The 22,225-nt window shown below is 73.2% G+C and carries 22 protein-coding genes; 11 read left to right on the top strand and 11 right to left on the bottom strand.

The annotated features are described in order from the left end of the window. Positions 1–1,820: 1,820 nt before the first annotated feature. Positions 1,821–2,186, bottom strand: a complete 366-nt coding sequence (locus tag DMB38_RS10970) for a helix-turn-helix domain-containing protein (protein ID WP_125935014.1) — start codon at positions 2,184–2,186, stop codon at positions 1,821–1,823. 79 nt (positions 2,187–2,265) lie between these two features. Between DMB38_RS10970 and DMB38_RS10965 the strand changes: the two genes are divergently transcribed. From DMB38_RS10965 to DMB38_RS10955, 3 genes are all read left to right on the top strand, one after another. Further along, positions 2,266–2,940: an NAD(P)-binding domain-containing protein gene (locus DMB38_RS10965; protein ID WP_125935013.1), complete on the top strand. Its 675-nt coding sequence runs from the start codon at positions 2,266–2,268 to the stop codon at positions 2,938–2,940. 107 nt (positions 2,941–3,047) lie between these two features. Next, on the top strand, positions 3,048–3,602 hold the full coding sequence (locus DMB38_RS10960; RefSeq protein ID WP_125935012.1) for a hypothetical protein: 555 nt from the start codon (positions 3,048–3,050) through the stop codon (positions 3,600–3,602). 27 nt (positions 3,603–3,629) lie between these two features. Beyond that, entirely contained in the window at positions 3,630–4,217 is a 588-nt protein-coding gene (locus DMB38_RS10955; protein WP_125935011.1) for a DUF6529 family protein, read from the top strand. Here the strand turns inward: DMB38_RS10955 and DMB38_RS10950 are convergent. Continuing rightward, positions 4,189–4,389, bottom strand: a complete 201-nt coding sequence (locus tag DMB38_RS10950) for a DUF397 domain-containing protein (protein WP_125935010.1) — start codon at positions 4,387–4,389, stop codon at positions 4,189–4,191. The genes DMB38_RS10955 and DMB38_RS10950 overlap by 29 nt on opposite strands. Further along, positions 4,386–5,228: a helix-turn-helix transcriptional regulator gene (locus DMB38_RS10945; RefSeq protein ID WP_125935009.1), complete on the bottom strand. Its 843-nt coding sequence runs from the start codon at positions 5,226–5,228 to the stop codon at positions 4,386–4,388. The genes DMB38_RS10950 and DMB38_RS10945 overlap by 4 nt, the downstream gene beginning before the upstream one ends. Before the next feature lie 169 nt (positions 5,229–5,397). On the opposite strand from DMB38_RS10945, the gene DMB38_RS10940 reads away from it, so the two are divergent. Next, positions 5,398–5,820 carry an ATP-binding protein gene (locus DMB38_RS10940; protein ID WP_125935008.1) on the top strand — a complete coding sequence of 141 codons (423 nt, stop codon included), beginning with the start codon at positions 5,398–5,400 and terminating at the stop codon, positions 5,818–5,820. A gap of 27 nt (positions 5,821–5,847) precedes the next feature. On the opposite strand, the gene DMB38_RS10935 is transcribed toward DMB38_RS10940, so the two are convergent. From DMB38_RS10935 to hppD, 3 genes are all read right to left on the bottom strand, one after another. Then, a complete protein-coding gene (locus tag DMB38_RS10935) occupies positions 5,848–7,251 on the bottom strand; it encodes an FAD-linked oxidase C-terminal domain-containing protein (protein WP_125935007.1) in 1,404 nt (467 codons plus the stop codon). 46 nt (positions 7,252–7,297) lie between these two features. Next, positions 7,298–9,475: an acyltransferase family protein gene (locus DMB38_RS10930; RefSeq protein ID WP_125935006.1), complete on the bottom strand. Its 2,178-nt coding sequence runs from the start codon at positions 9,473–9,475 to the stop codon at positions 7,298–7,300. Positions 9,476–9,557: 82 nt separating this feature from the next. Beyond that, a complete protein-coding gene (hppD, locus tag DMB38_RS10925) occupies positions 9,558–10,703 on the bottom strand; it encodes a 4-hydroxyphenylpyruvate dioxygenase (RefSeq protein ID WP_125935005.1) in 1,146 nt (381 codons plus the stop codon). A 125-nt stretch (positions 10,704–10,828) separates the two neighbouring features. Between hppD and DMB38_RS10920 the strand changes: the two genes are divergently transcribed. Beyond that, a complete protein-coding gene (locus DMB38_RS10920; RefSeq protein WP_125935004.1) occupies positions 10,829–11,344 on the top strand; it encodes an Lrp/AsnC family transcriptional regulator in 516 nt (171 codons plus the stop codon). On the opposite strand, the gene DMB38_RS10915 is transcribed toward DMB38_RS10920, so the two are convergent. The 3 genes from DMB38_RS10915 to DMB38_RS10905 form a co-directional block, all read right to left on the bottom strand. Then, positions 11,322–11,834, bottom strand: a complete 513-nt coding sequence (locus DMB38_RS10915) for an FBP domain-containing protein (RefSeq protein ID WP_125935003.1) — start codon at positions 11,832–11,834, stop codon at positions 11,322–11,324. The genes DMB38_RS10920 and DMB38_RS10915 overlap by 23 nt on opposite strands. 88 nt (positions 11,835–11,922) lie before the next feature. Further along, on the bottom strand, positions 11,923–12,675 hold the full coding sequence (locus DMB38_RS10910) for a S16 family serine protease (protein WP_125938949.1): 753 nt from the start codon (positions 12,673–12,675) through the stop codon (positions 11,923–11,925). 164 nt (positions 12,676–12,839) lie between these two features. Beyond that, positions 12,840–13,499, bottom strand: coding sequence for a helix-turn-helix domain-containing protein (locus tag DMB38_RS10905; RefSeq protein WP_101424326.1), 660 nt, complete (start codon positions 13,497–13,499; stop codon positions 12,840–12,842). Between the two features lie 307 nt (positions 13,500–13,806). Between DMB38_RS10905 and DMB38_RS10900 the strand changes: the two genes are divergently transcribed. Beyond that, on the top strand, positions 13,807–14,886 hold the full coding sequence (locus tag DMB38_RS10900; protein ID WP_125935002.1) for a helix-turn-helix domain-containing protein: 1,080 nt from the start codon (positions 13,807–13,809) through the stop codon (positions 14,884–14,886). 72 nt (positions 14,887–14,958) lie between these two features. Here the strand turns inward: DMB38_RS10900 and DMB38_RS10895 are convergent, their stop codons facing one another. Next, positions 14,959–15,429 (bottom strand): SsgA family sporulation/cell division regulator, encoded by a 471-nt coding sequence (locus DMB38_RS10895; RefSeq protein WP_125935001.1) that lies wholly within the window; start codon positions 15,427–15,429, stop codon positions 14,959–14,961. A gap of 184 nt (positions 15,430–15,613) precedes the next feature. On the opposite strand from DMB38_RS10895, the gene DMB38_RS36760 reads away from it, so the two are divergent. From DMB38_RS36760 to DMB38_RS10885, 3 genes are read left to right on the top strand one after another with little or no spacing between them, the layout of a single operon-like run. Further along, positions 15,614–16,726: a DUF2510 domain-containing protein gene (locus tag DMB38_RS36760; protein WP_240662116.1), complete on the top strand. Its 1,113-nt coding sequence runs from the start codon at positions 15,614–15,616 to the stop codon at positions 16,724–16,726. Next, a complete protein-coding gene (locus DMB38_RS36755; protein WP_240662115.1) occupies positions 16,627–17,388 on the top strand; it encodes an RDD family protein in 762 nt (253 codons plus the stop codon). The genes DMB38_RS36760 and DMB38_RS36755 overlap by 100 nt, the downstream gene beginning before the upstream one ends. A gap of 55 nt (positions 17,389–17,443) precedes the next feature. Further along, positions 17,444–18,604 carry an RDD family protein gene (locus tag DMB38_RS10885; RefSeq protein WP_125935000.1) on the top strand — a complete coding sequence of 387 codons (1,161 nt, stop codon included), beginning with the start codon at positions 17,444–17,446 and terminating at the stop codon, positions 18,602–18,604. A gap of 137 nt (positions 18,605–18,741) precedes the next feature. On the opposite strand, the gene DMB38_RS10880 is transcribed toward DMB38_RS10885, so the two are convergent. Next, a complete protein-coding gene (locus DMB38_RS10880; RefSeq protein ID WP_047015968.1) occupies positions 18,742–18,960 on the bottom strand; it encodes a hypothetical protein in 219 nt (72 codons plus the stop codon). 604 nt (positions 18,961–19,564) lie between these two features. Here DMB38_RS10880 and DMB38_RS10875 point away from each other — a divergent pair. Beyond that, on the top strand, positions 19,565–21,748 hold the full coding sequence (locus tag DMB38_RS10875; protein ID WP_125938948.1) for an immune inhibitor A domain-containing protein: 2,184 nt from the start codon (positions 19,565–19,567) through the stop codon (positions 21,746–21,748). A gap of 115 nt (positions 21,749–21,863) precedes the next feature. After that, positions 21,864–22,169 (top strand): hypothetical protein, encoded by a 306-nt coding sequence (locus DMB38_RS10870; RefSeq protein ID WP_101424330.1) that lies wholly within the window; start codon positions 21,864–21,866, stop codon positions 22,167–22,169. Positions 22,170–22,225: the final 56 nt, after the last annotated feature.

Genomic DNA, 22,225 nt, shown 5'->3' with positions numbered 1-22,225 from the left:
CGTAAAAGACCGGCGGCTATGGGTGGCCCGGAGGGAGCGGGCGCCCTCCGACTGGGACTACGGATGCCGTGCCCGGCGGACGGGGGCGGGCATCGGTGCCGGGTCGGGCCCGCTCGCCGATCCCCCGGCGGACGGAGGGGCGGGCTGCCGGATGCCGGGGTCTTCCCCGATGGCCGATCCCCCGGCGGACGGGGCAGCGGGCTGCCGTGCGCCAGGGTCTCCCTGATCGCCGGACCCCCCGGCGGACGGGGGGAGGGCTGCCGGGCGCCGGGTCTTCCCCGGTGGCCGATCCTCCCGGCGGACGGGGGTGGCGACCGGGACGGGGCTGCCCTGTTCACGGGGTGCCGACGGTGGACGGGGGCCGGGAAGCCGGAAGTTGAGCCGGCCCTGATCGCGGACGCCCCGTCAGAGAGTGGGCCGGGGGTGCGGAATGCATGCCGCGGAGACGAACTCGCGGTAACCCATCCTCCAAACTGTCCCAAAACGCCCACCGAGGCCGACTTTTGCGCACCTGGAGACGCCAAGGGCGGCGCCGGTCGCCCGAATGGACGGGGCCGGGATGAACTCGCGGTAACCCTTCCCGAAAATCGGCCCAAATCGCCCGCCGGGCCGGACTTTCGCTCATCCGCGTGCACTCGCCTCACTCCGGGCGGGTCGGCTCGCCCTGGGGCGGGTCGGGTGCGGGAATTCGAGCAGAACTCGCGGTGCCCCCGCTGGGAACTGGGGCAAATCGCCCTCGTGGGGCGTCTTTCGCCCATCGATGCGCACGCGGCCGATTGGAGGGCTGTTGGCCGCTGTTCGTGGTGTCTGGGCGGAGGAATTGGGTCGTAACTCGCGGTAACACCCCCGGATGCGGGCCGAATCGGCCCCCGGAGCCCGACTTTCGCTCAACGGCATGCATGGGCGGGGGCCCTGGACCGCGGGAGCCCGGGGCCGGTTCTGCGCGGCGCCGCCCTGGGCCTCCGTCTTCCGGAGGGACCGGTGACCGGGCTGAGCCCGGTTCCGTGGGGCCGCCCCCGTCCGGTGGGGGAGCGGCGAGGAAGTGCAGCCCGCCTCCGGCCTCGCCCCACGTCCGCCGGGGAGACCCGTGATCGGGACAGCCCCGGCGCCCGGCCGCCCGGCTCCCGTCCCCCGGGGGCCTCGGCGCTCGGGACAGCCCCTGCGCCGGGGGTCCGTCCCCCGTCCGCCGGGGGGATCGGCGATCGGGCCCGGTCCGGCGCCGGTGGCCTCGGCCCCCCGTCCGCGGGGTTCCGCCTCCGTAGTGCCGGTCGAGGGTGCCCGCTCCCTCCGGGCCACCCGTAGCTGCCGGTCTTTTACGGGCCGGAGTCCGGTGTCAAGGGTGGGGCGAAGCCCCATCGCGCAGCGACGTTCCCGGAGCGAAGCGGAGGGGACGCCCTTGACACCGGGCGGAGGCCCGCACACTCACAAGCGGGGTGGCCCGGGGGGAGCCCCTGCGACGCCCTTCTCCCTTCACCGCTCCCCCCGTACACCGGCACCCCCACAGCCAAGCACCGCCACCCCGGCACCGTACCCCCGTACCCGGCCCGCACAGACACGACGTACCAGCTCAGCGCCCTGACGCCCCCCGCGTTGTCAGAGCAGGCGCATACCCTTGGGCGGGTGTGAGGGGATGTGCGGGCGAGGGACGTGCAGGCGAGGGACGTGCGGGCGAGGGACGTGCAGGCGAGCGGATGTACGGGCAAGCGGATGTACGGGCATGAGCGGACGTAACCGGAGGGGACCCATCAGCCCCCGCGCATACCTTGGGCGGGTGCGAGGGGGTGTGCGGGCGAGCGGACGTGCGGGCCCGAGCCGGGGCCCTATCCCTCTCCCGAGGACGCGCACGATGCCTCCTGCGCCGCCATCACCTCGTCCCCGTGCGCGAATGCCCACGCCCCGAACGCGCCGATCGGCGTCAGCAAGCTCTCCCCCAGCTCCGTCAGCCCGTACTCCACCCGCCCCGCCGCGCCCGGCCGCACATCCCGTTCGACCAAGCCGTTGAACTGCAACCGCCGCAGTGTCTCCGTCAGGACCTTCGAGCTGATACCGCCGATCCTCTCCCGCAGTTCCACCGGCCTCCGCGGCCCCTCGCGCAGCGCCCACAGCACCACGGCGTTCCACGTATGGGAGAGCAGGTCGAAAGCGAGGCGGGCCCGGCAGTCGGCGAGAAACGCGTCAGTCGTCACGTACCAAATGGTGCCTCCCCCGCCTTCTAGCGTCGTTCCGAACCCCGCCTTCCAACACCCACGCGAAACGGAACACGCAATGAACATCGGCATATTGGGGACCGGCAACATGGCCCACGCCCTCGCCGCCCAATGGGTACGCGCCGGGCACCACCTCACCATCGGCGGACGCGACACCCGCAAAGCCCGGCACCTCGCCGCCCGCCTCGGCGGCGCCACCACCGCCGGCGGCCTCCGCGCCGCCGTCGAGGGCGGCCAGGACGTCGTCCTCGCCGCCCTGCCCTTCGGCGCAGGCGCGCCCGTCGTACGGGACCTCCGCACCGCCCTGGACGGCAAGGTGCTCCTCGACTGCTCCAACCCCGTCGGCCCCGGCTTCCGCCTGCTCACGGACGGCGGCCCCTCGGCCGCCCGGCTCCTCGCCGCCGCGGCCCCCGGCGCCCACGTGGTCAAATCGTTCAACCTCTGCCACGAAGACGTCTGGCGCATGCGTCCGCCCGTCTTCGACGGCCGCCCCCTCGCCGTGCCGCTCTGCGGCGACGACCCCGCGGCCCTCGCGCTCGTACGCGAGTTGATACGCGACATCGGCTGCGACCCCGTCCCCGGCGGCGGGCTCGACCGCGCCGCGCTCCTCGAAGCGACCGCCGCACTGTTCATCGCCCTCTGGGTAGGCGCAGGCGCCGACGTCCAAGCGATAGCCCCGCCCCTCGCCTACGCGGCCGGCCCTGGCGGCGCCTTGCCTCCGCCACTCCGGTGAATCTCGCGGCGCCCCGCCCGGACCATGATCCGCGGAAAGCCCACAATCAGGCAATATGCAGTCATTCGGCCCCGTGAGCGTCGGGCCGCACGACTTGTGGAGCTGAGATGAGGCGTATCCGCCTGGCCGTCGTGGGTGCGGCCGCGATCGCGATGATCACCACCGTCAGTGGATGTTCCGACAGCGACGGCGATTCCTCCGCCTCGACGCCGTCGACCGAAGCCTCGGCCAAGGCATCCGCCAAGGCGTCGAAGGTCGCGCAGGCCGCCGGCGACAAGGCCACGGTGAAGACCGCTTCCTCCGACAAGCTCGGCACCATCCTGGTCGACGAGAAGGGGCGGACCCTCTACCTCTTCGAAAAGGACAAGTCGACCACCTCGACCTGCGACGGAGCCTGCGCCAAAGCCTGGCCGCCACTGCTGACCTCCGGGACCCCCAAGACCGGCGGCTCGGCGAAGTCCAAGCTCATCGACACGTCGAAGCGCTCCGACGGCAAGACCCAGGTCACGTACGACGGGCACCCGCTCTACCGCTTCCAGGGCGACTCCAAGGCCGGCGACACCAACGGCCAGGGTCTCAACCAGTTCGGCGCCAAGTGGTTCGTCCTCGACGCCGACGGCAAAGAGGTCGAGAAGGGCGGCGCGGCCGGGTCGGGCTACTAGTCACCGCCTGTCGGACGGGCGATCGACATGCCGCCGAAGACCGGCCGCCACCGAGCCCCCCGCCGCCCCACTCGGGCACACCCCGTCTTCTTCGCCCTCGGCGCCCTGCTGCCGGTGGCCGCGGGGGTGGCGATCTGGCTGGTCGGTCAGCACCACACCCCCGAGTACACGACGAGCCTCTTCGGCCAAGAGGGCGAAGGCGCCGTCACTCTCAAGGCCCGTCTGGGCACAGCCCTGTTCGGCCTCGCCGTCATCCAGGTTCTGCTCGCCTTGCTGATGTACGGGCGGCGCGGCGGCCTCACCGCCGCCCCCCGCCGCATCCGCCTCACGCACCGCGTGATCGGCTGGGGGGCCTTCGCGCTGTCGGTGCCCATCGCCTACCACTGCGTCCGCACCTACGGCGTGGAAACCAGCAGCACCCGCGTCTATCTGCACTCCGTCGCCGGCTGCGCGCTGTACGGAGCCTTCGTCGCCAAGGTCCTGGTCGTCCACAGCCGCCACCTGCCCGGCTGGCTGCTCCCGGCGGCGGGCAGCACGCTGTTCGCCGCCATCGGGGTGCTGTGGTACTCGGCGCCGCTGTGGGTCCTCAACGAGTACGCGGTTCCTGGTCTGTAGCGACGACCAGCGCGACGAACCGGGTCCATGCATCGGGGGTGAAGCGGAGTATGGGGCCCTCGGGGTCCTTCGAGTCGCGTACGTGGACGGTGTGCGGGGTGGGGGCGACCTCGATGCAGTCGCCGCCTTCTGAACTGCTGTAGCTCGACTTCACCCAGGTCAGCTTGCTCATAGCTCTCCTGCCACTTGCTCGATGAGGCGGACCGACTCCTCAGGGCTGAGGGCCAGCGCGCGCATTGAACCATAACGAAGCCAGAAATGGCCGGTCTGTTCCCGGCCTGCTCGGGACATCACGCAACCCTGCGACTCGGTGTAGACATACTGCTTCCCGTCCGGTGTCTCCAGGAGCACCATGTGACCGCTCATACCGCCATGCACCGCGCGTGCGGACGGCATGACCTGAATCTCGACATTCCGCAGCTCTGCGCAATCCAGTAGTCGGCGGAGTTGTGTCCGGAGGACCTCGCGACCTCCCACCATGCGGTGCAGCGTCGCCTCCTCGATGATGAAGGTGAACGTCACCAAAGGACTTTTGCGGGTGAGCAGCCCTTGCCGGGCGAGGCGTGCCGTCAACCACTTGTCGACGGTCTCGTCGTCGACTGGTGGGTAGGTGCCGTTGAGCATGCACCTTGCGTAGTCCTCAGTCTGTAACAGCCCCGGGATCACCAGCGGGTCGTACGAGAGCCTGACCACCGCATCCTTCTCCAGAGTCGCCAAGTCCCGGAAGAACGTCGGCAACTGCGCGAAGTCCACATCCTCCTGCAACTCCGCCAGCACACCCCCCGCCCCCACCACCTCCTCCGCCCGCTCCGTGAACTCCGCCTTCGCCGGCCGCCGTCCCTGCTCCACCGACGCGCAATGGTCCAGCGAGTACCCCATCCGCTCGGCCAACTCCTCCTGCGTCAGCCCCGCCTTCGTGCGGAAGAACTTCAGCAGCCTGCCGTACGCGACCCAGCTCCCCGGCCTGCCGTCGTCCTCGATGCGCTTTCCCCGGCGGCGGTTGTTTCCCATCCGACCCACGCCCCTGTCTGTCGTACGCGCGTGCTACCCGGGTACAACGACACGTATCGGCACGGGTTTCGGGCATCGGCCCGTACAAAACAGCCCCCTTCTCGTACACAACACCCCTGAGGCCCGGCTGCCCTGCCCGCCCCTTCCCCACCCCCGCCACCGTTGCTCCATGCACGCACCAACCGCCGACCCCACCCTCGCCGCGCTCTTCAGCCCCACCCCCCGCGGCGCCCGCCGTGCCCGGCTGCTCGCCGTGCACCAACTCGCCGCGTGGGGCATCCCCCGCACGACGGCCACCGCCGAGGCCGTCGCCCTCGTGACCGCCGAGCTGGCCGCCAACGCCGCCGTGCACGGGCGGCATCCGGGGCGGTGCTTCCGGCTGCGGCTGCGGCTGATGGAGCACGTCGTACGGATCGAGATCTCCGACGCCCGCCCCGAGCGGCCTCTCCCCACGGCCGCCCCGCCCGGCCCGGTTCATCCCGAGAGCGACCGCGGCCGCGGGCTCGTCCTCGTCGCCGCGTTCGCCGAGCGCTGGGGCTGCTTCCAGGCCGACGCCGTCGTCAAGACCGTCTGGGCCGAGGTACGGCGGTAGCGTCCCGCCCGCCCGGTGGGCACCGCCTCAGAACAGCTTGCCCGGGTTCATGATGCCCAGCGGGTCGAAGACCGCCTTGATCTGCCGCTGGAGCTCCAGACCCACCGGGCCCAGCTCCTTCGCCAGCCACTCCTTCTTCAGCAGCCCCACCCCGTGCTCGCCCGTGATCGTGCCGCCCAGGTCCAGGCCCAGGGCCATGATCGCGTCGAACGACTTCCGCGCCCGCGCCGACTCGTCCGGGTCGGCCGGGTCGAAGCAGACGTTGGGGTGGGTGTTGCCGTCGCCCGCGTGGACGCAGGTGCCGATGGTCAGGTCGTACGTCGCGGCGATCTCGGCGACGCCGTCGAGGAAGGCGCCGAGGCGGCTGCGGGGGACGCAGACGTCGTCGATCATCGTGGTGCCGCTCACCGCCTCCAGGGCGGGGAGGGCCGCGCGGCGGGCGGCGAGCAGCAGTTCCGACTCGGCCGCGTCCGCCGCCGGGACGACCTCCGTGGCGCCCGCCGCCGTGCAGAGGGCGCCCACGGCGGCGAGGTCGGCGGCCGGGTCCGGGGTGTCGAAGGCGGCGAGGAGGAGGGCTTCCGTGCTCTCCGGGAGGCCCATCTTCGTGAGGGAGTTGACGGCCCGTACGGTCATGCGGTCCATGAGCTCCAGCAGCGACGGCACGTGCCCGCCCGCCATGATCCGGCAGATCGCGTCGCACGCCGCCGCCGCCGAGGGGAACTCCGCCGCCAGCGCCAACTGGGGCCCCGGCGCCGGCTTGAGGGCCAGCGTGGCGCCGACGACCGCGCCGAGGCTGCCCTCGGAGCCGACGAAGAGCCGGGTCAGGTCGTAGCCCGCGACGCCCTTCGCGGTGCGGCGGCCGGTGGTGAGCAGGCGGCCGTCCGGGAGGACGACGTCGAGGCCGAGGACGTACTCGGCCGTGACGCCGTACTTCACGCAGCACAGCCCGCCCGAGCCGGTGCCGATGTTGCCGCCGATCGTGCACGTCTCCCAGCTCGACGGGTCCGGCGGGTAGAACAGGCCCTCGGCGGCGACCGCGCGGGAGAGCGCGGCGTTGACGACGCCCGGTTCGACGACGGCGATCCGGTTGACCGGGTCGATCTCCAGGATGCGGTCCATCTTCACGAACGAGAGCACGATCGCCCCGTCGTCCGCGTTGGCCGCGCCGGACAGGCCCGTGCGGGCGCCCTGCGGGACGACGGGGACGCGCAGCTCCGTCGCCGTCCGCAGCACGTGCTGCACCTGCTCGACCGTCTGCGGCAGCACCACCGCCGCGGGCGTGCCGGAGGGGCAGAACCCGGCCATGTCGCCCGCGTACGCCACGGTGACGTCCGGGTCCGTCAGCACCGCCGCGGCGGGCAGGCCCCGCAGGAGGGCGGTACGCACTGCCTCGTCCCGGGTCGCGTGTCCGGCTGCTGCCTCATCGCTCATGGCTCCAGACTGCAACGCCTCCGCCCGCCGCGAAACCCCGCCCGCCTCACGTCACCCGGCGTAGCTGACCGTCCAGCCAGTCCGTCAGCGTCTCCATGTACGACGCCGTGATGTGCGCCCCGTTGCGGTACACGATCACGTTGCCGATCACCGCGGGGCAGGTGCCGTCCTTGCACATCACCGGCTTCGGGTCGATGAGCCCCACCTCGTCGAACTTCGCGTTCGCCCGCGCGCTGACCGGCTCGTACCCGTACCCGTCCGCCTCCGAGAACGCGCAGTCGTCCAGATCCCGGACCGCGCCGGAGACGCAGGACGGGATGTCCTCGGGCGGGTACGGGTTGTCGGCGAGGGTGACGACGGTGGCGCCGGTGTCGAGGAGGTCGTCCATGGTCTCCTCGTAGCCCTTCTGGTGCGCCTTCGCGCTCTCCTTGCCGCTGAGCCGCTTGCCGTCCTCGACGACCGTCTTGACGTCCTGCGTGCCCGTGATGATCAGGGCCGGGCTCTCGTCCTCGATCCGCTCCAGCGCGTTGTCGCGCCACTCGTCGCACTCGGTGTACGTGCGCTGGAGCTGGTTGTTGAAGACCGTGACCTGGGCCGGGGTGCAGGCCGACTTCGTGAGGGTGACCAGCCGCAGGCCGCGCCGCTCGGTGATCTTCTCCAGCGCGGGCGCGTACTGGATGGCGTGCGAGTCCCCGAAGAGGACGACGGTGTCGCTGCCGCCCTTGTCGCCGTACGCGCAGTCCCCCGACTCCGTCTCCTGCTGCCCGGCCAGGCAGCCGTCGTCGTGGACCTTGCCGCGGTCGTCCGTGGCCTTCTCCGGGAGCGGGCGCAGCGCCTTCGCGGACTTCTGCGGCTGGTCCTCGTCGGCGAGGGCAGCGGCGCCGCGGGCCTGTTCCGCGGAGGCCAGCGCGATCGTCGGGGCGGAGATCCAGGAGCCGGCCGCGACGAGCACCGTGGCGGCCGTGCAGGCGGCGCCGACGGCCAGGGCGCGGGGGGTGGGCAGGAGGACGCGGGCGCGGCGTACGGGCTCCTCCACGAGCCGGTGCGTGAGCGCCGCGGGCAGCGCGGCGGCGAGGACCACGACGAGCATCCAGCGCACGGACAGCTCGCGGTCGAGCGCGAGGGGCACGAAGACGACGGCCGGCCAGTGCCACAGGTACCAGGAGTACGAGATCCGCCCCGCGTACCGCAGCGGCGGCACGGACAGCAGCCGGCCCACGGGGTGGGCGGCGAGCCCGCACCCGGCGGCGATGACGGCCGCGGTGCCCAGCACCGGCAGCAGGCCCCACGGGCCCGGGAAGCGGGTGGCGTCGTCGAACCGCAGCCCGGCGTACGCGACGGCCGCAAGCCCTGCCATCGCCAGCGCACCGGCGGCCAGGGCACCCCTCCGGGCGACGGGACCGGCGCCCGGCCCTGCGGCGGGCAGGGCGCGGCGCCAGGCGGCGGCGGGGACAAGGGCGAGGAGGCCGCCGACGGCCAGCTCCCAGCCGCGGGTGAACGTCGAGAAGTACGCGACGCCGCCCTCCTCGGCGCTCAGCCGCACGGCGTGCACGAAGGACACCGCGGCCAGCGCCCCCAGCACCACCGCAAGCCGCGCCCGCAGCCCGAAGCGGCCCGGGTGCGGCGTACGGCCGGCGGCGCCCTCGGCCCCGAGCCCCTTACCCCGGCCCCGTACCTTCCGGAACGTCCACAGCACCGCCAGCACCAGCAGCGGCCACGCCAGATAGAACTGCTCCTCCACCGCCAGCGACCAGTAGTGCTGGAGCGGGCTCGCCTCGGCGTCCGCCGCCGAGTAGTCGACCGCCCGCCCCGCCTGTTGCCAGTTCGTCGCGTACAGCGCCGCGCCCACCGCGTCCGCCGCGACGTTCCGCCGCTCCAGGGGCGGCATCCACTGCACCGCCGCCAGGCACACCGCCAGCACGACGACCGCCGCCGCGGGCAGCAGCCGGCGCGCCCGGCGGCCGTAGAAGCGCAGCAGCGACACCTTGCCGTGCCGCTCCGCCTCGCGGAGCAGCAGGCCGGTGATGAGGAAGCCGGAGACGACGAAGAAGACGTCCACGCCGACGTATCCCCCGGGGAACCAGGGGACGCCCGCGTGGTAGAGCAGGACGAGACCGAGCGCCACCGCCCGGAGCCCCTCCACGTCGGGGCGGAACGCCGGGCGGCGCCGCTCTTCCTGCTCGTCGTCTCGCGCAGCCTCCTGCTGCTCCCGCTCGATACGCATCACAATTGCGTATCATCCCTGTCGCGGAACGGCCAAGCCGGGGTGGGAAAACTGACAGGGATGAGGCAGGAGTCACGCGCGCTCAGAGGTTGCCGCGCTTGTCCTGTTCGCGCTCGATGGCCTCGAAGAGCGCCTTGAAGTTGCCCTTTCCGAAGCCCATCGAGCCGTGCCGCTCGATGATCTCGAAGAACACCGTGGGCCGGTCCTGCACCGGCTTGGTGAAGATCTGGAGCAGGTACCCGTCCTCGTCGCGGTCGGCGAGGATCTTCAACTCCCGCAGCTCGTCGATCGGTACGCGGGTGTCGCCGACCCACTCGCCGAGGGTGTCGTAGTACGCGTCCGGCACGCTGAGGAACGCGACGCCGGCCGCGCGCATGGTCCGTACCGTGCCGACGATGTCGTTGGTGGCCAGCGCGATGTGCTGCACGCCGGGGGAGTTGTAGAACTCCAGGTACTCGTCGATCTGCGACTTCTTCTTGCCCGGCGCCGGCTCGTTGATCGGGAACTTGACCTTCAGCGTGCCGTCCGCGACGACCTTGGACATGAGCGCGGAGTACTCGGTGGCGATGTCGTCGCCCACGAACTCCTTCATGTTCGTGAAGCCCATGACCTTGTTGTAGAAGGCCACCCACTCGTCCATCCTGCCGAGTTCGACGTTTCCGACGCAGTGGTCGACGGCCTGGAACGTCCGCCGCGCGGGCGGCGCGACCAGCGGCTCCACGGCCGTGTAGCCGGGCAGGTACGGGCCGTCGTAGCCGGTGCGCTCGACGAGGGTGTGGCGGGTCTGGCCGTACGTCGCGATGGCGGCGAGCACCACGGTGCCGTGCTCGTCCTTCAGCTCGTACGGCTCCTGGAGGCCGGTGGCGCCCTGCGCGACGGCGTGCGCGTACGCGGCGCGGGCGTCGGGGACCTCCAGGGCGAGGTCGATCACGCCGTCGCCGTGCTCGGCGACGTGCGCGTCGAGGAACCGGCCGTGGTCGGTGGCGGCCTTGATGACGGAGGTGAGGACGAAACGGGCGGAGCCGTTCTCCAGGACGTAACTGGCGGTCTCGCGGCTGCCGTTCTCCGGTCCGGAGTACGCGACCAGCTTCATGCCGAACGCCGTGGAGTAGTAGTGGGCGGCCTGTTTGGCGTTGCCGACCGCGAACACCACGGCGTCCATCCCCTTCACCGGGAAGGGGTCGTCCTGCCGGATCTGCGGAGCGGGCTGATCAATGGTCTCGGTCATGCTCAAAAGGGTCTCTCCGGTTGGCAAGGTGTGCAATAGTTACCGAAATCGCTGGGCAGATTGACCGGTGGGACGCGCGAAGACCCGGGCTATCTGTACAAGCTGACCAACGAGGAGCGTGCGGGATGATCGATCAGCTCGACGGCCGGCTCCTGGAGCTGCTCGCGAACGAGCCGCGCATCGGCGTGCTGGAGGCCAGCCGCCGCCTGGGCGTCGCCCGCGGCACCACGCAGGCCCGGCTCGACCGGCTGCGCTCCGGCGGCGTCATCCGCGGCTTCGGCCCGGACGTGGACCCGGCGGCCCTGGGCTATCCGGTGACGGCGTTCGCCACCTTGGAGATCAAGCAGGGCCAGGGCACGGACGTCCGCAGCCACCTGGCGCGGGTGCCCGAGGTGCTGGAGCTGCACACGATCACGGGGCACGGCGACATGCTGTGCCGGCTGGTGGCGCGGTCGAACGCCGATCTACAGCGGGTGATCGACCTGGTGGTGGGGTTCGACGGGATCGTGCGGGCGTCGACGGCGATCGTGATGGAGAACCCGGTGCCGCTGCGGATCGTCCCGCTGGTGCGGCAGGCGGCGGGCGGTTCCCCGGGGGGCGATTCTGCTGCGGGTGGTCCTACGGAGCGGCCGGGGCGGTGACCTTCCTCACGAAGTCCTCCAGGTTGCCCCACATGCGCGCGATCCGCTCGGCCTCGGTGAGCGACTCCTCCTGCGGCACGGTACGGAGCTTCGGCTGCCGCTTGCCGCGCAGGTAGAGCGAGCAGGCGAGGTCGGCGCAGACGTACACGCCGACCGTGTTCCCCTGCCGCCCGCGCGGGCCCGCGAGCGGGGCGGCGAGCAGCCGGACGCCGGAGGCGGAGTGGGCGGTGAGGCAGAGCTGGCACATGCGGGAGCGCACGGCGCTGGCGCGGCCGGCGGCCGGGACGCGCAGGGTGATCCCGAGGAGCCCGTCCGGGCGCGGGACGACGAGGTGGGCGCGGAGCGGGGCGCCGGGGTCCACCCAGCCGAGGAAGTCCAGATCCGGCCAGGGCAGGCCGGCGAAGTCGAGCGGCAGCTTGAGCCGGCCGGCATCGCCCTTGGTGGCGTTCACGAAGGAGGCGCGGATCTGTTTCTCGCTGAGCGGTTCCACGCCGGTCGAGGGTACGGAGATCGCGTACGGACCGCACGTGAATTCCGGGGCGGGCCGCGCGGGGCGTACGGGCCGTACGGGGAGCGCGTCAGCAGCTCGGTACGTCGCCGCCCGACTCCAGCGCCTTCAGCGACGTCACCGCGTCCGACAGCTTCTCCACCGGCACCAGCCGCAGCCCCTCCGGCAGCTCCGACTGCGCGTCGGCGCACTCCGCCTTCGGCACCAGGAACACCGTCGCGCCGTCGCGCTTGGCGGCCTGCGTCTTCAGCGGTACGCCGCCGACCGGGCCGACGGTGCCGTCCCGGTCGATCGTGCCCGTACCGGCGACGACCCGGCCGCCGGTCAGGTCGTCGGGGCCGAGCTTGTCGACGATCCCCAGGGCGAAGAAGAGCCCGGCGCTGGGGCCGCCGACGTCGGTGAGGCGCAGCTCGACGTCGACGCTGCCGGGCTTGCGGCCGAGGTGGTTCAGGGCGGCGGTGACGGCGGTGTTCTGGGACTCGCGCATCTGCTCCGCGTTGTACTCGCGGATCTCCTTGCGGGAGTCGCCCACCGGATACACCGCGTCCTTGGGCATCACGGCCTCGTCGGTGGCGAACCAGCCGGTGGCGATGTCCGCGAGCCGCAGGTCGACCTCGGGGCCGGTCGCGGCGATCGTCGTCATGCGCAACTCGCCGTCGGTGGCGTGCTGTTCGGCCCCGGAGACGGTGATCACGGGGCTGCCCCGGTGGTCGCCGAGCACGTCGGCGGTCATCCCGGGCTTCGCCAGCGAGAACGGCAGCGGAGCGAACGCCGCGGCGGCGAGCAGCCCGGCGACGGGCGCGGCACAGAGCGCGAGGGTCACACGACGAGGTGGCACGCCCCCAATCTACGGTGCCCTCGCCGGGCGGGCGGAATCGGAGGGGCGGGGCGGGCGGTACCGGAGGCCGGCCGCGTTGCGCCGTACCCGCGGGGTATCCGTCACGCCGTGCCGCGGCCTCCCGGCCGGTCGCGCCGCGCCCCGCGCGGCTACCGCAGGGCCTGGGCGACCTCGCGGGCCGCCGAGACCACGCGGGGGCCCACCTCGCCCGGGACGATCTCGTGCAGCATCACCACGCCCACGCTGCCCTCTATCCCCGACACCCCCAGCAGCGGGGCCGCCGCGCCGCTCGCGCCCGCCTCCAGCTCGCCGTGCGTCAGGGCCAGCGCCAGCTCCGCGTCCGTCTCGCACGCCCCCGGGCCGAGGCCGCGGCCCTTGAGTATCGCCCGGCCCGCCGCGCCCTGGTCCAGGGCGTGCCGGAAGCCGGCGCGGTAGGCGACGTGGTAGTCGGTCCAGCTCGGCTCGACGACCGCGACGGCCAGCGCCTCGCTGCCGTCGACCAGCGTCAGGTGCGCGGTCGCGCCGACGTCCTCGGCGAGCGCGCGCAGCGCCGGCAGCGCCGCCTCCCGGACCAGCGGGTGCACCTGCCGGCCCAGCCGCAGCACCCCGAGCCCGACGCGCGCGCGGCCCCCGAGGTCGCGGCGGACGAGGGCGTGCTGTTCCAGGGTCGCGAGCAGGCGGTACACCACGGTGCGGTTGACGCCCAGTTTGTGCGACAACTCGGTGACGGTGAGGCCGTGGTCGGTGTCGGCGAGCAGCTTGAGCACGCGGAGTCCACGGTCGAGGGTCTGGGAGGTCTCTGCGGGCACGCCGCCTCCTCAAGTGATGTGCGGCCCTTCCCGCGCCGGCGCACCCGTCCCTTGCAGCGCCGGCGTCTGGAGCCACCGGCCGCAGGTGGCACCGGCATGTGTCCGCGGCGGCTCTGCCGCGGATCTCGGAGCCCCGCCTCCGCCTGCTCGGCGGGGGTGAGCGGAAACCTAGCGAGCGGCACCGCTCAGCGGAAGACCCCGTCCAGAATCCGGTCAGGATCTTGCGCGTCCGTCGCTTTCCGTGATCGTTGCGCCTGGCGCAATGCCCTTGAATGGCCGGATTGAGCGCATGTGAAAGAATCGTGCCATGACCGGCTCCGCAGCAACCTCCCCCACCGGACCGCACCGCGTCGCCGTGCTCGTCCGGGACGGCGTGATGCCCCTCGAACTCGGCCTCGTCCACCAGATGTTCGGCTCCGCCGAGGCCGGGGGGCGGCGGCTGTACGAGGTCGTCACCTGCGCGCTGCGGCCGGGTCCGGTGCGTACCGACGCGGACTTCCCGGTGCTCGTCGAGCGCGGCCCGGAGGCGCTGGACGGGGCCGCGACCGTCGTGGTGCCCGCGTCGCACGCCGCGGACGCGGTCGAGAGCGAGGTCGGGAGCGCTGTCGGGAGCGCGGGGGACGCGGGGGAGGGGCCGGCCGGGGGCGCCGGGTACGGGGAGCCGTCGGCCGCGCTGCGGGCGGCCCTCGGGCGGGTGGGGCCCGACGCGCGCGTGGCGTCCGTCTGCACCGGCGCGTTCGTGCTCGCCGCCGTGGGTCTGCTCGACGGGCGCCGGGCCACGACGCACTGGAAGTCCGCCGAGCTGTTCCGCCGCCGCTTTCCCGCCGTGCGTCTCCAGCCCGACGTGCTCTACACCGAGGACGGCGGCGTCCTCACCTCCGCGGGCGAGGCCGCGGGCATCGACCTGTGCCTGCACATGATCCGCGCCGACCACGGCGCCGCCGTCGCCAACGACGTCGCCCGCCGCACCGTCGTGCCCCCGCACCGCGACGGCGGGCAGGCGCAGTACGTGCCCCGGCCGGTGGCCGAGCCGGAGCTGGGCACCACGGGCCGCGCCCGCGCGTGGGCGCTGGCGCACCTCGACCGCCCCATCGCCCTGCGGGAGCTGGCCGCGCAGGAGTCGATGAGCGTACGGACCTTCAGCCGCAGGTTCCGCGAGGAGACCGGCGTGACGCCGCTGCAATGGCTCACCCGGCAGCGCGTCGAGCGGGCGCGGCACCTGCTGGAGGAGACCGACCGCAGCGTCGACCGGGTGGCGGCGGACGCCGGGTTCGGCACGGCGGCGTCGCTGCGGCAGCACATGCAGGCGGCGCTGGGCGTCTCGCCGACCGCGTACCGGGGCACGTTCCGCGGGCCGGGGCAGCTTCCGGCGGGGACGGCGGCGTAGCGCCGAACGGGGGCGGGGCGCCGCACGGTTGCGCGAGGCGGCGCGGGGGCGCGCAGCGGGGCGTACGGGCGCTCACGTATCGCCGGACTCGTCCGACGGCCACGGGTCGCTCAGCCACAACTCGTCCCGTGTCGCGGGCCCCAGCAGCTCCGCCAGCCCCTCGTCCAGGCCGAGCTGCGCCCTCTCCGAACCCGGGGGCACGGCCCGTAGCGTGCGCTCCAGCCAGGTGGAGACCGCGGCGGCGGGCGCCTCGATGAGCGCGTCCCCGTCCGAGGAGGTGAGCGCGAGGCAGATGACGCTCCCCGAACGGGACTTCGTCGGCCAGACCCGCACGTCGCCGTGGCCGCACGGCCGGAACACCCCCTCCACCAGCAGCTCCCGGGCGAACGACCAGCGCACCGGCGCCGCCGAGCCGATGTGGAAACTGATGTGGACCGCGTACGGGTCCGACGACCGGTATGTCAGTCTGGACGGAACCGGAACACTTCTCTCCGGCGACAGCACGAGCCGCAGCTCCAGTTCGCGTTCCACCACGGTCCGCATGGTGTGGCACCTCTCTTGTCGAACGTCACGCAGGTCCGACGGGCCTGCTGGGGGAGAGAGGGCCAAACGGGGGCGCTCTTACGCGACTTCCGCAGACTTCCTCCCATCGTTCGACAAGTCACTTAAGGCGGAACGGGGGTGAGGCGGACCCGGCTGTCCGCCGGTTCTGGTAGATGTGGACACCATGAGCGCCCCGACACCACCCTCCGGAGGCGGGATCCCCGGCCCCGGTTATTACCCCGACCCCTCCATCCCGGGCTACGTCCGGTACTGGAACGGTGCGGCGTGGGTCCCCGGCACCAGCCGCCGTGCCCAGGAGGGCGAGGAGCAGTTGGCCGCGGACGCGCAGGAGACCGCCGACGCGGAGTCCGCGAGCGCGGGCGGCGCGGAGGGCCCCGCGGACGCCGCGCCCGCGGAGCCCGCCGCCTCAGGGCCGTCGCTGAGCGAGACCGGTCCGGTCTTCCTCGACGAGGAGGAGCCCCGGGACTCCGTGCCCGCCCCCCGCGGGCGGCACGCGCGCGGGAGCGACGACGCGGACGACGTACGGGACGCGGCCGAGCGGGCCGCGTCCGACGAGGCGCCCGCGTCCGCCGGGGAGCCGGCGGACGCGCAGGGTGCCTGGCAGGCGGTCGACGTCGTGGACGTGGCGGACCGGGCCGACAGCCGGGTCGCCTGGGGCGCGCAGGACCCGCCGGCGCTCACGGTGCCGGCCGAACTGGGCGGCGGCGCACCGGAGCCGGACCGCACCGAGGAGGAGCCCCGGCTGCCGGCCGCGCGCCGTGCGCAGGACGACGGGGCCGCGGAGGGCGGCGCCGGGCAGGAGGGCGGACAGGCCGCGCCCGGTCCGTACGAGCAGGACCGGCCGGGCGTGCCGCTCGGGCGCGACCCGCGCGTCGGGGGCGGCTCGTGGGGCGAGCAGGTACGGCGGCTGTCGGGGCCCGCGCCCGTACCGGCACCCGGAACGCCGGAGGAGACGCGCGAGGAGGCCGGCCCGGGGGTGGGCCCGGTGCGGGCTCCGGGGCCGCCGCCTCCGGGTTCGGGCAGGGGGCCCTTGGGTCCGGGGCCGCGGATCCGCGGCAGATCCCGGGGGCCTACGTGCCGGCGCCCACCACGCCCGACGTACCGGGCGCCCTTCCCGCGCCCACCACCCCCGACCTGCCGCAGGCGCGCCCTGCGCCCACGACCCCGGACGTACCGGTGGCCCCGCCGCCGACGCCGACGACGCCCGAACTGCCGCAGCCCCGCCCCGCGCAGCCGCAGCTCGCGCCGCAGGGCGGCCACGCGGCGCCGCCGCTGACCCCCGCCGCGCGCACGGCCCCTCCCCCCACCCCGCAGCAGCCGCCCGCCGCGCAGCTTCCCGAGCGGCCCGCGGCCCGTGCCGAACTGCCGCAGGGCGGCGGCGGCAGCGAGCCGCCCGTCGTGCCCTGGCGGCCGCCGTCCGGTGACCCCTTCCTCAGTGCCGCGCAGGGCACCGCGCCGCCCGCCGGGCTCGGGCGCAGGCTCGGCGCCCGGTTCGTGGACGCGCTGCTGGTCGGCGGCGTGCTCGCGGCGGTCGCGGTGCCGCTGGTGAGCAAGTCCGTGGACCACGTCCAGGACAAGATCGACGCCGCCGAGGAGTCCGGCAAGACCGTGACGGTCTGGCTCATCGACGGCACCACGGGCCCCTATCTCGCGCTCGTCCTCGGCCTCTTCCTCGTGCTCGGCCTCGTCGTGGAGGCGCTGCCGACCGCGAAGTGGGGGCGTACGCCCGGGAAGAGGCTGTTCGGCGTGCGGGTGCTGGACATCGAGTCGCAGGACCCGCCGGCGACCGGCTCGGCGCTGCGGCGCTGGCTGACGTACGCGGTCTTCCTGCTGCTGCCGTTCATCGGGCTGCTGAACGTCGTCTGGTGCGCCTTCGACAAGCCGTGGCGGCAGTGCTGGCACGACAAGGCGGGGCGCACGTACGTGGCGCGCGGCTGAGCCGTTCGGCGGCCCCCGGGATGCGGGGCGGTGACGCCGGGGGTCGACTCGGTGCATGAGCTCCGACCACGGCGAGGGCGCCGACCCGCACCGCAGCAAGCCCACGCGCTCGCAGCCGCCCCAGAGCGGCGCGCCCCCCGGCGGCACGCGGGGGCAGGAGGGGCAGGAGGAGGCGGAACCGCCGCCGGGTGAGGAGCACGGGGCACGGGAGCCGCGCGAAGGGCCGGCGGCCGGAAGCGGGACGACGCGGCCGGCGGGCGGCCCGCAGACGTCGGAGACACCCGGCGAGGCACCTCCGCCGGCCGGCCCCGCGCCCGGTACGGGCGAGGGCACCCCGGGGCACGGGGGCGGAGGGCAAGGGCCCGGCGGCGCGCCGCCCCCGCCGACCGGTCCCGGCGCCACGCCCTCGTCCGGTTCCGGCATGACTCCGCCGCCCGGTCCGGGGGCTTCCTCGTCGTCAGGTTCCGGCACCACCCCGCCCACCGGACCCGATGCCGCGCCCTCGTCCGGGCCGGGCGTCACGCCGCCGACCGGTCCCGGCGGCTCGTCGCCGTCCGGTCCCGGCGCGACCCCGCCGCCCGGCTCGGGCACCGGCGGCGAGCACGGCTACGGCCCCCCGCCCTCCGGCGGTTCCCCCTACGACCAGCCCCCCGGCTCCATGCCCCCGCCCCCGCCCCCGCCCCCGCCTCCGCCCCCGTACGGCGGCGGCCCCGGCGGCTCCCCCTACGGCGCCCCCGATCCCCGGCTCGCCGGGATGCCCCCGCTCGGCGGCCTCGGCCGCCGGCTGCTGGCCCGCATCATCGACGCCCTGATCGTCTACATCCCGGTGTCGCTCTTCCTCACCCTCATCGGCCGCGTCGACGAGGTCGCCGACACCGACAACACCGGCTCCCAGTACGCCTGGGGCATCTTCGGCATCCTGGTCTACCTCGTGTACGAGGGCCTGATGCTCACCCGCAGCGGTCAGACCGTCGGCAAGAAGCTCATGGGCATCCGCGTCGGCATGCTGGAGAACGGCGCCGTTCCCGCCGGAGGCCCCGGCTGGCTCCGCGCCGCCGTCTACTCGCTGCCGGCGATCGTGCCGTGCATCGGCACCCTGTTCTGGCTCTACAACGTGCTGTCCTGCACCTGGGACCGGCCGTACCGCCAGTGCGTGCACGACAAGGCGGCCAAGACCGTCGTGGTCTCGACCGAGGGGCAGCGCTACACCCCCTGACCACGACCACACCCACCCTGCCCGAGGGACCGGCACACCGAAGCGGCCGGCGACCACATGGTCGCCGGCCGCTTCGGCGTTCGGTTGGTGCCTCGGCCGTCCCCCGTGGGCGCCCCTGCGGACGCCCCCGTGCCGTCTCAGTGCGGCGCGGACTGCGCGCCGACCGGCCGCCGGTCCGCCGCGGGTGCGGCGATACCGTCCGGCCGCGCCGCCACCACGTGCTCCGCCGTCAAGGCGGGAGCGCGGCGGGAGCGCGGTACGGGAGCGGTCAGTGCGACGAGCACTCCGAGCGCCAGGGCGGTGACGCAGATCGCCACGAGGGCGATGGCTGCGCCGGCCTGCGAGAGCAGCAGCATGACTGCTGCTGAGGCGATGACTGTGGCCGACCCGTACAGGATTTGGGTGAGAGTCGGACGCGGCATGGCAGCCCCCCTGGTGGGCTCAGCATCGGTGCGGACGGGTGAACGTGCCGAAGGGCGGCCCCGTGCGTGCAGCCGCCCCCCATTACCCAAGGCGTTGCCCGCCCGGGGATGCAAGTAAGCGTGACCTTACCCACTCGGGGGGTGCACGAGGGGGCGCACGGTGTCATGCCGGGGTGGGCAACGCCGTCACCAGCGGCTCAGGTGCCGTAGCCCTCTGAAGTGTCCAAGTCAAGACTGTCATTTCTTTGTTCACTCCGGTCGAATGCAGGCACACCTATTCGTGCGGCGACGCGGGAGGGACAGCGCAAACGTGAAGAGCAGGCAAAGAAAGTTGTCAAAAACTGCCGTTACCACGGTGGTTGCAGCCGCACTCGGGGCGGCTCTGCTTCCCCTGGGGCAGGCTGCCGCCGACCCCGGCGACGGCGCGGCCCAGCTCGAACGCCGTGACCCGGCGCGGGCGCCGAAGCATCAGGAACACGACCTCGACGGCCCGTTCAGCAAGGAGCAGGAGGCGCGCCAGGAGGCCGCGCTCCAGCAGTTGCTCTCCGGCGAGACCGAGGCGCAGCCGCGGGCGAAGAAGGACGGCTCGACCGTCGTCAAGCTCGACGACGGCAAGTACGCCGAGCTGGGCCGGGGGGCGAAGACCGACAAGATCTTCACCGTGCTGGTCGAGTTCGGCGACGACGTCGACAACGAGACCATGTACGACCCGGACGGCCCCGAGGGCCCGAAGCCGCCCGTCGTCAAGTACGGCGGCGACGCGGGACCCGCGCACAACCAGATAGCCGAGCCGGACCGGGCGGTGGACAACTCCACCGACTGGAAGGCCGATTACGACCGTCAGCACTACCAGGACCTCTACTTCTCCAAGGAAGCGGACAAGCAGTCCGTGGCGAAGTACTACGAGAAGCAGTCCTCCGGGAAGTACACGGTGGACGGCGAGGTCAGCGACTGGGTCTCGGTGAAGTGGAACGAGGCCCGCTACGGCTCCAACTACTGCGGCGACTCCACCTGCGCCTCCGTCTGGGACCTGGTCCGCGACGCGACCGCCAAGTGGGCCGAGGACCAGAAGGCCGCCGGCAGGACCGACGCCGAGATCAAGGCGCAGCTCGCCGAGTACGACGTCTGGGACCGCTACGACTTCGACGGCGACGGCAACTTCGACGAGCCCGACGGCTACATCGACCACTTCCAGCTCGTGCACGCGGGCGAGGACGAGTCCGCCGGCGGCGGCGCACAGGGCGAGGACGCCATCTGGGCGCACCGCTGGTACGCCTACGGCACCGACGCAGGGCAAACGGGCCCCGGCGAGAACAAGGGCGGCGGCACCCAGATCGGCGACACCGGCGTGTGGGTCGGCGACTACACCGTCCAGCCGGAGAACGGCGGACTCGGCGTCTTCGCCCACGAGTACGGCCACGACCTCGGCCTGCCCGACCTGTACGACACCGCGGGCGGCGAGAACTCCACCGCCTTCTGGTCGCTCATGTCCTCCGGCTCCTGGCTCGGCCGCGGCAAGGACGCCATCGGCGACCTGCCCGGCGACATGACCGCCTGGGACAAGCTCCAACTCGGCTGGCTGGACTACGACACGGCCAAGGCGGCGACCCGCTCCAAGCACACCCTCGGCCGCGCCGAGGAGCAGGTGGACGGCAAGCCGCAGGCGCTCGTCGTCGAGCTGCCCGAGAAGGCCGTCACCACCACCATCACCAAGCCCGCCGAGGGCAGCAAGCAGTGGTGGAGCGGCATGGGCGACGACCTGTCCCACTCCCTTACCCGCACGGTCGACCTGACCGGCAAGTCCAGCGCCTCGCTCAGCCTCGCGGGCTGGTGGGACATCGAGGAGAACTACGACTACCTCTACGCCGAGGTCTCCACGGACGGCGGCGCCGGCTTCACCCCGCTCGACGGCACCGCGGACGGCGCGCAGATCCCGCGCGACGGCGGCGACCGGCCGGCGCTGACCGGCGTCTCCGGCGAGTACCGCGACCTGGAGTACTCCCTCGACGCCTACGCGGGCCAGGAGATCCAGCTCCGCTTCCGCTACCAGACCGACGGCGGGGTGGCCCAGAAGGGCTTCGCCGCCGACGCGCTGACGATCACGGCGGACGGTGCGGAGGTCTTCGCGGACGGTGCCGAGGGCGACGACGCGGGCTGGACGGCGGACGGCTTCTCGCGCGTCGAGGAGTCCTTCACCAAGGACTACCCGCAGTACTACATCGCCGAGAACCGGCAGTACGTGTCGTACGACAAGACGCTCAAGAGCGGCCCGTACAACTTCGGCTGGGTCACCGACAAGCCGGACTGGGTCGAGCACTTCCCGTACCAGAACGGCCTGGCCGTCTGGCTGTGGGACACCTCGCAGCTCGACAACAACACCAGCGAGCACCCGGGCGAGGGTCTGGTGCTGCCGGTCGACTCGCACCCGAAGCCGGAGAAGTGGGCGGACGGCTCGGTGATGCGGAACCGCATCCAGGCGTACGACGCCACCTTCAGCACCCAGCCGACCGACGGCTTCACCCTGCACAAGGACGGGAAGCCGGCGAAGATCACGTCGAAGAAGGGCGTCCCGGTCTTCGACGACCGCAAGGGGTCGTACTGGGACGAGGGGAACCCGGGTGGCAGCGTGAAGGTGCCGGACACCAACACGAAGATCACCATCGTCCAGGAGCCCAGTCATGGCCGGACCATGACAATCCAGGTGGCGCCCTCCGGTAGGTGATTCGGTAAAATCGCAGGTCAGAGACGTGTCGGCCGCTGCCCCTGGCGGGGTGGCGGCCGATCGCGTAAAGATGGCGTGAGCAGAACGGCCGACCGACGACCACGTGAGGAGCGCCATGGGCGGAGGAGGATTCACCAAGCTGCCGGACGGCAGCATGGTGGTCGCCGTCTCCCTGCCGGCCCCCGTGGAGGGCCGGCGGATACGTGTGCTCGTCCACGCCGCGAACCGCGCCAGGGCCCTGACGCGGCTGCGGAACCTGGGCCTGCGCTCCGTCTACCTCCGCGGCAACGCGCACCCGCCCACGCCCGACGAGGTGACCGCCGTGCTCTGCCACCCCGACGGCCTGGTCTGGCGCGGCTCGCTCGACGACGACACGGAGCCCTGGCACCCGATAGCGGCGCTCTTCCGGCTGGCGACGTAGGCGTACGGGCGCGGCCGCGGGCTCTCCGGGCGCGGGAAGCGCACGCCGCGGCCCCG

Source organism: Streptomyces sp. WAC 06738 (assembly GCF_003945505.1).
GTDB lineage: Bacteria > Actinomycetota > Actinomycetes > Streptomycetales > Streptomycetaceae > Streptomyces.
This window is presented reverse-complemented; position numbering and strand designations above follow the sequence as displayed.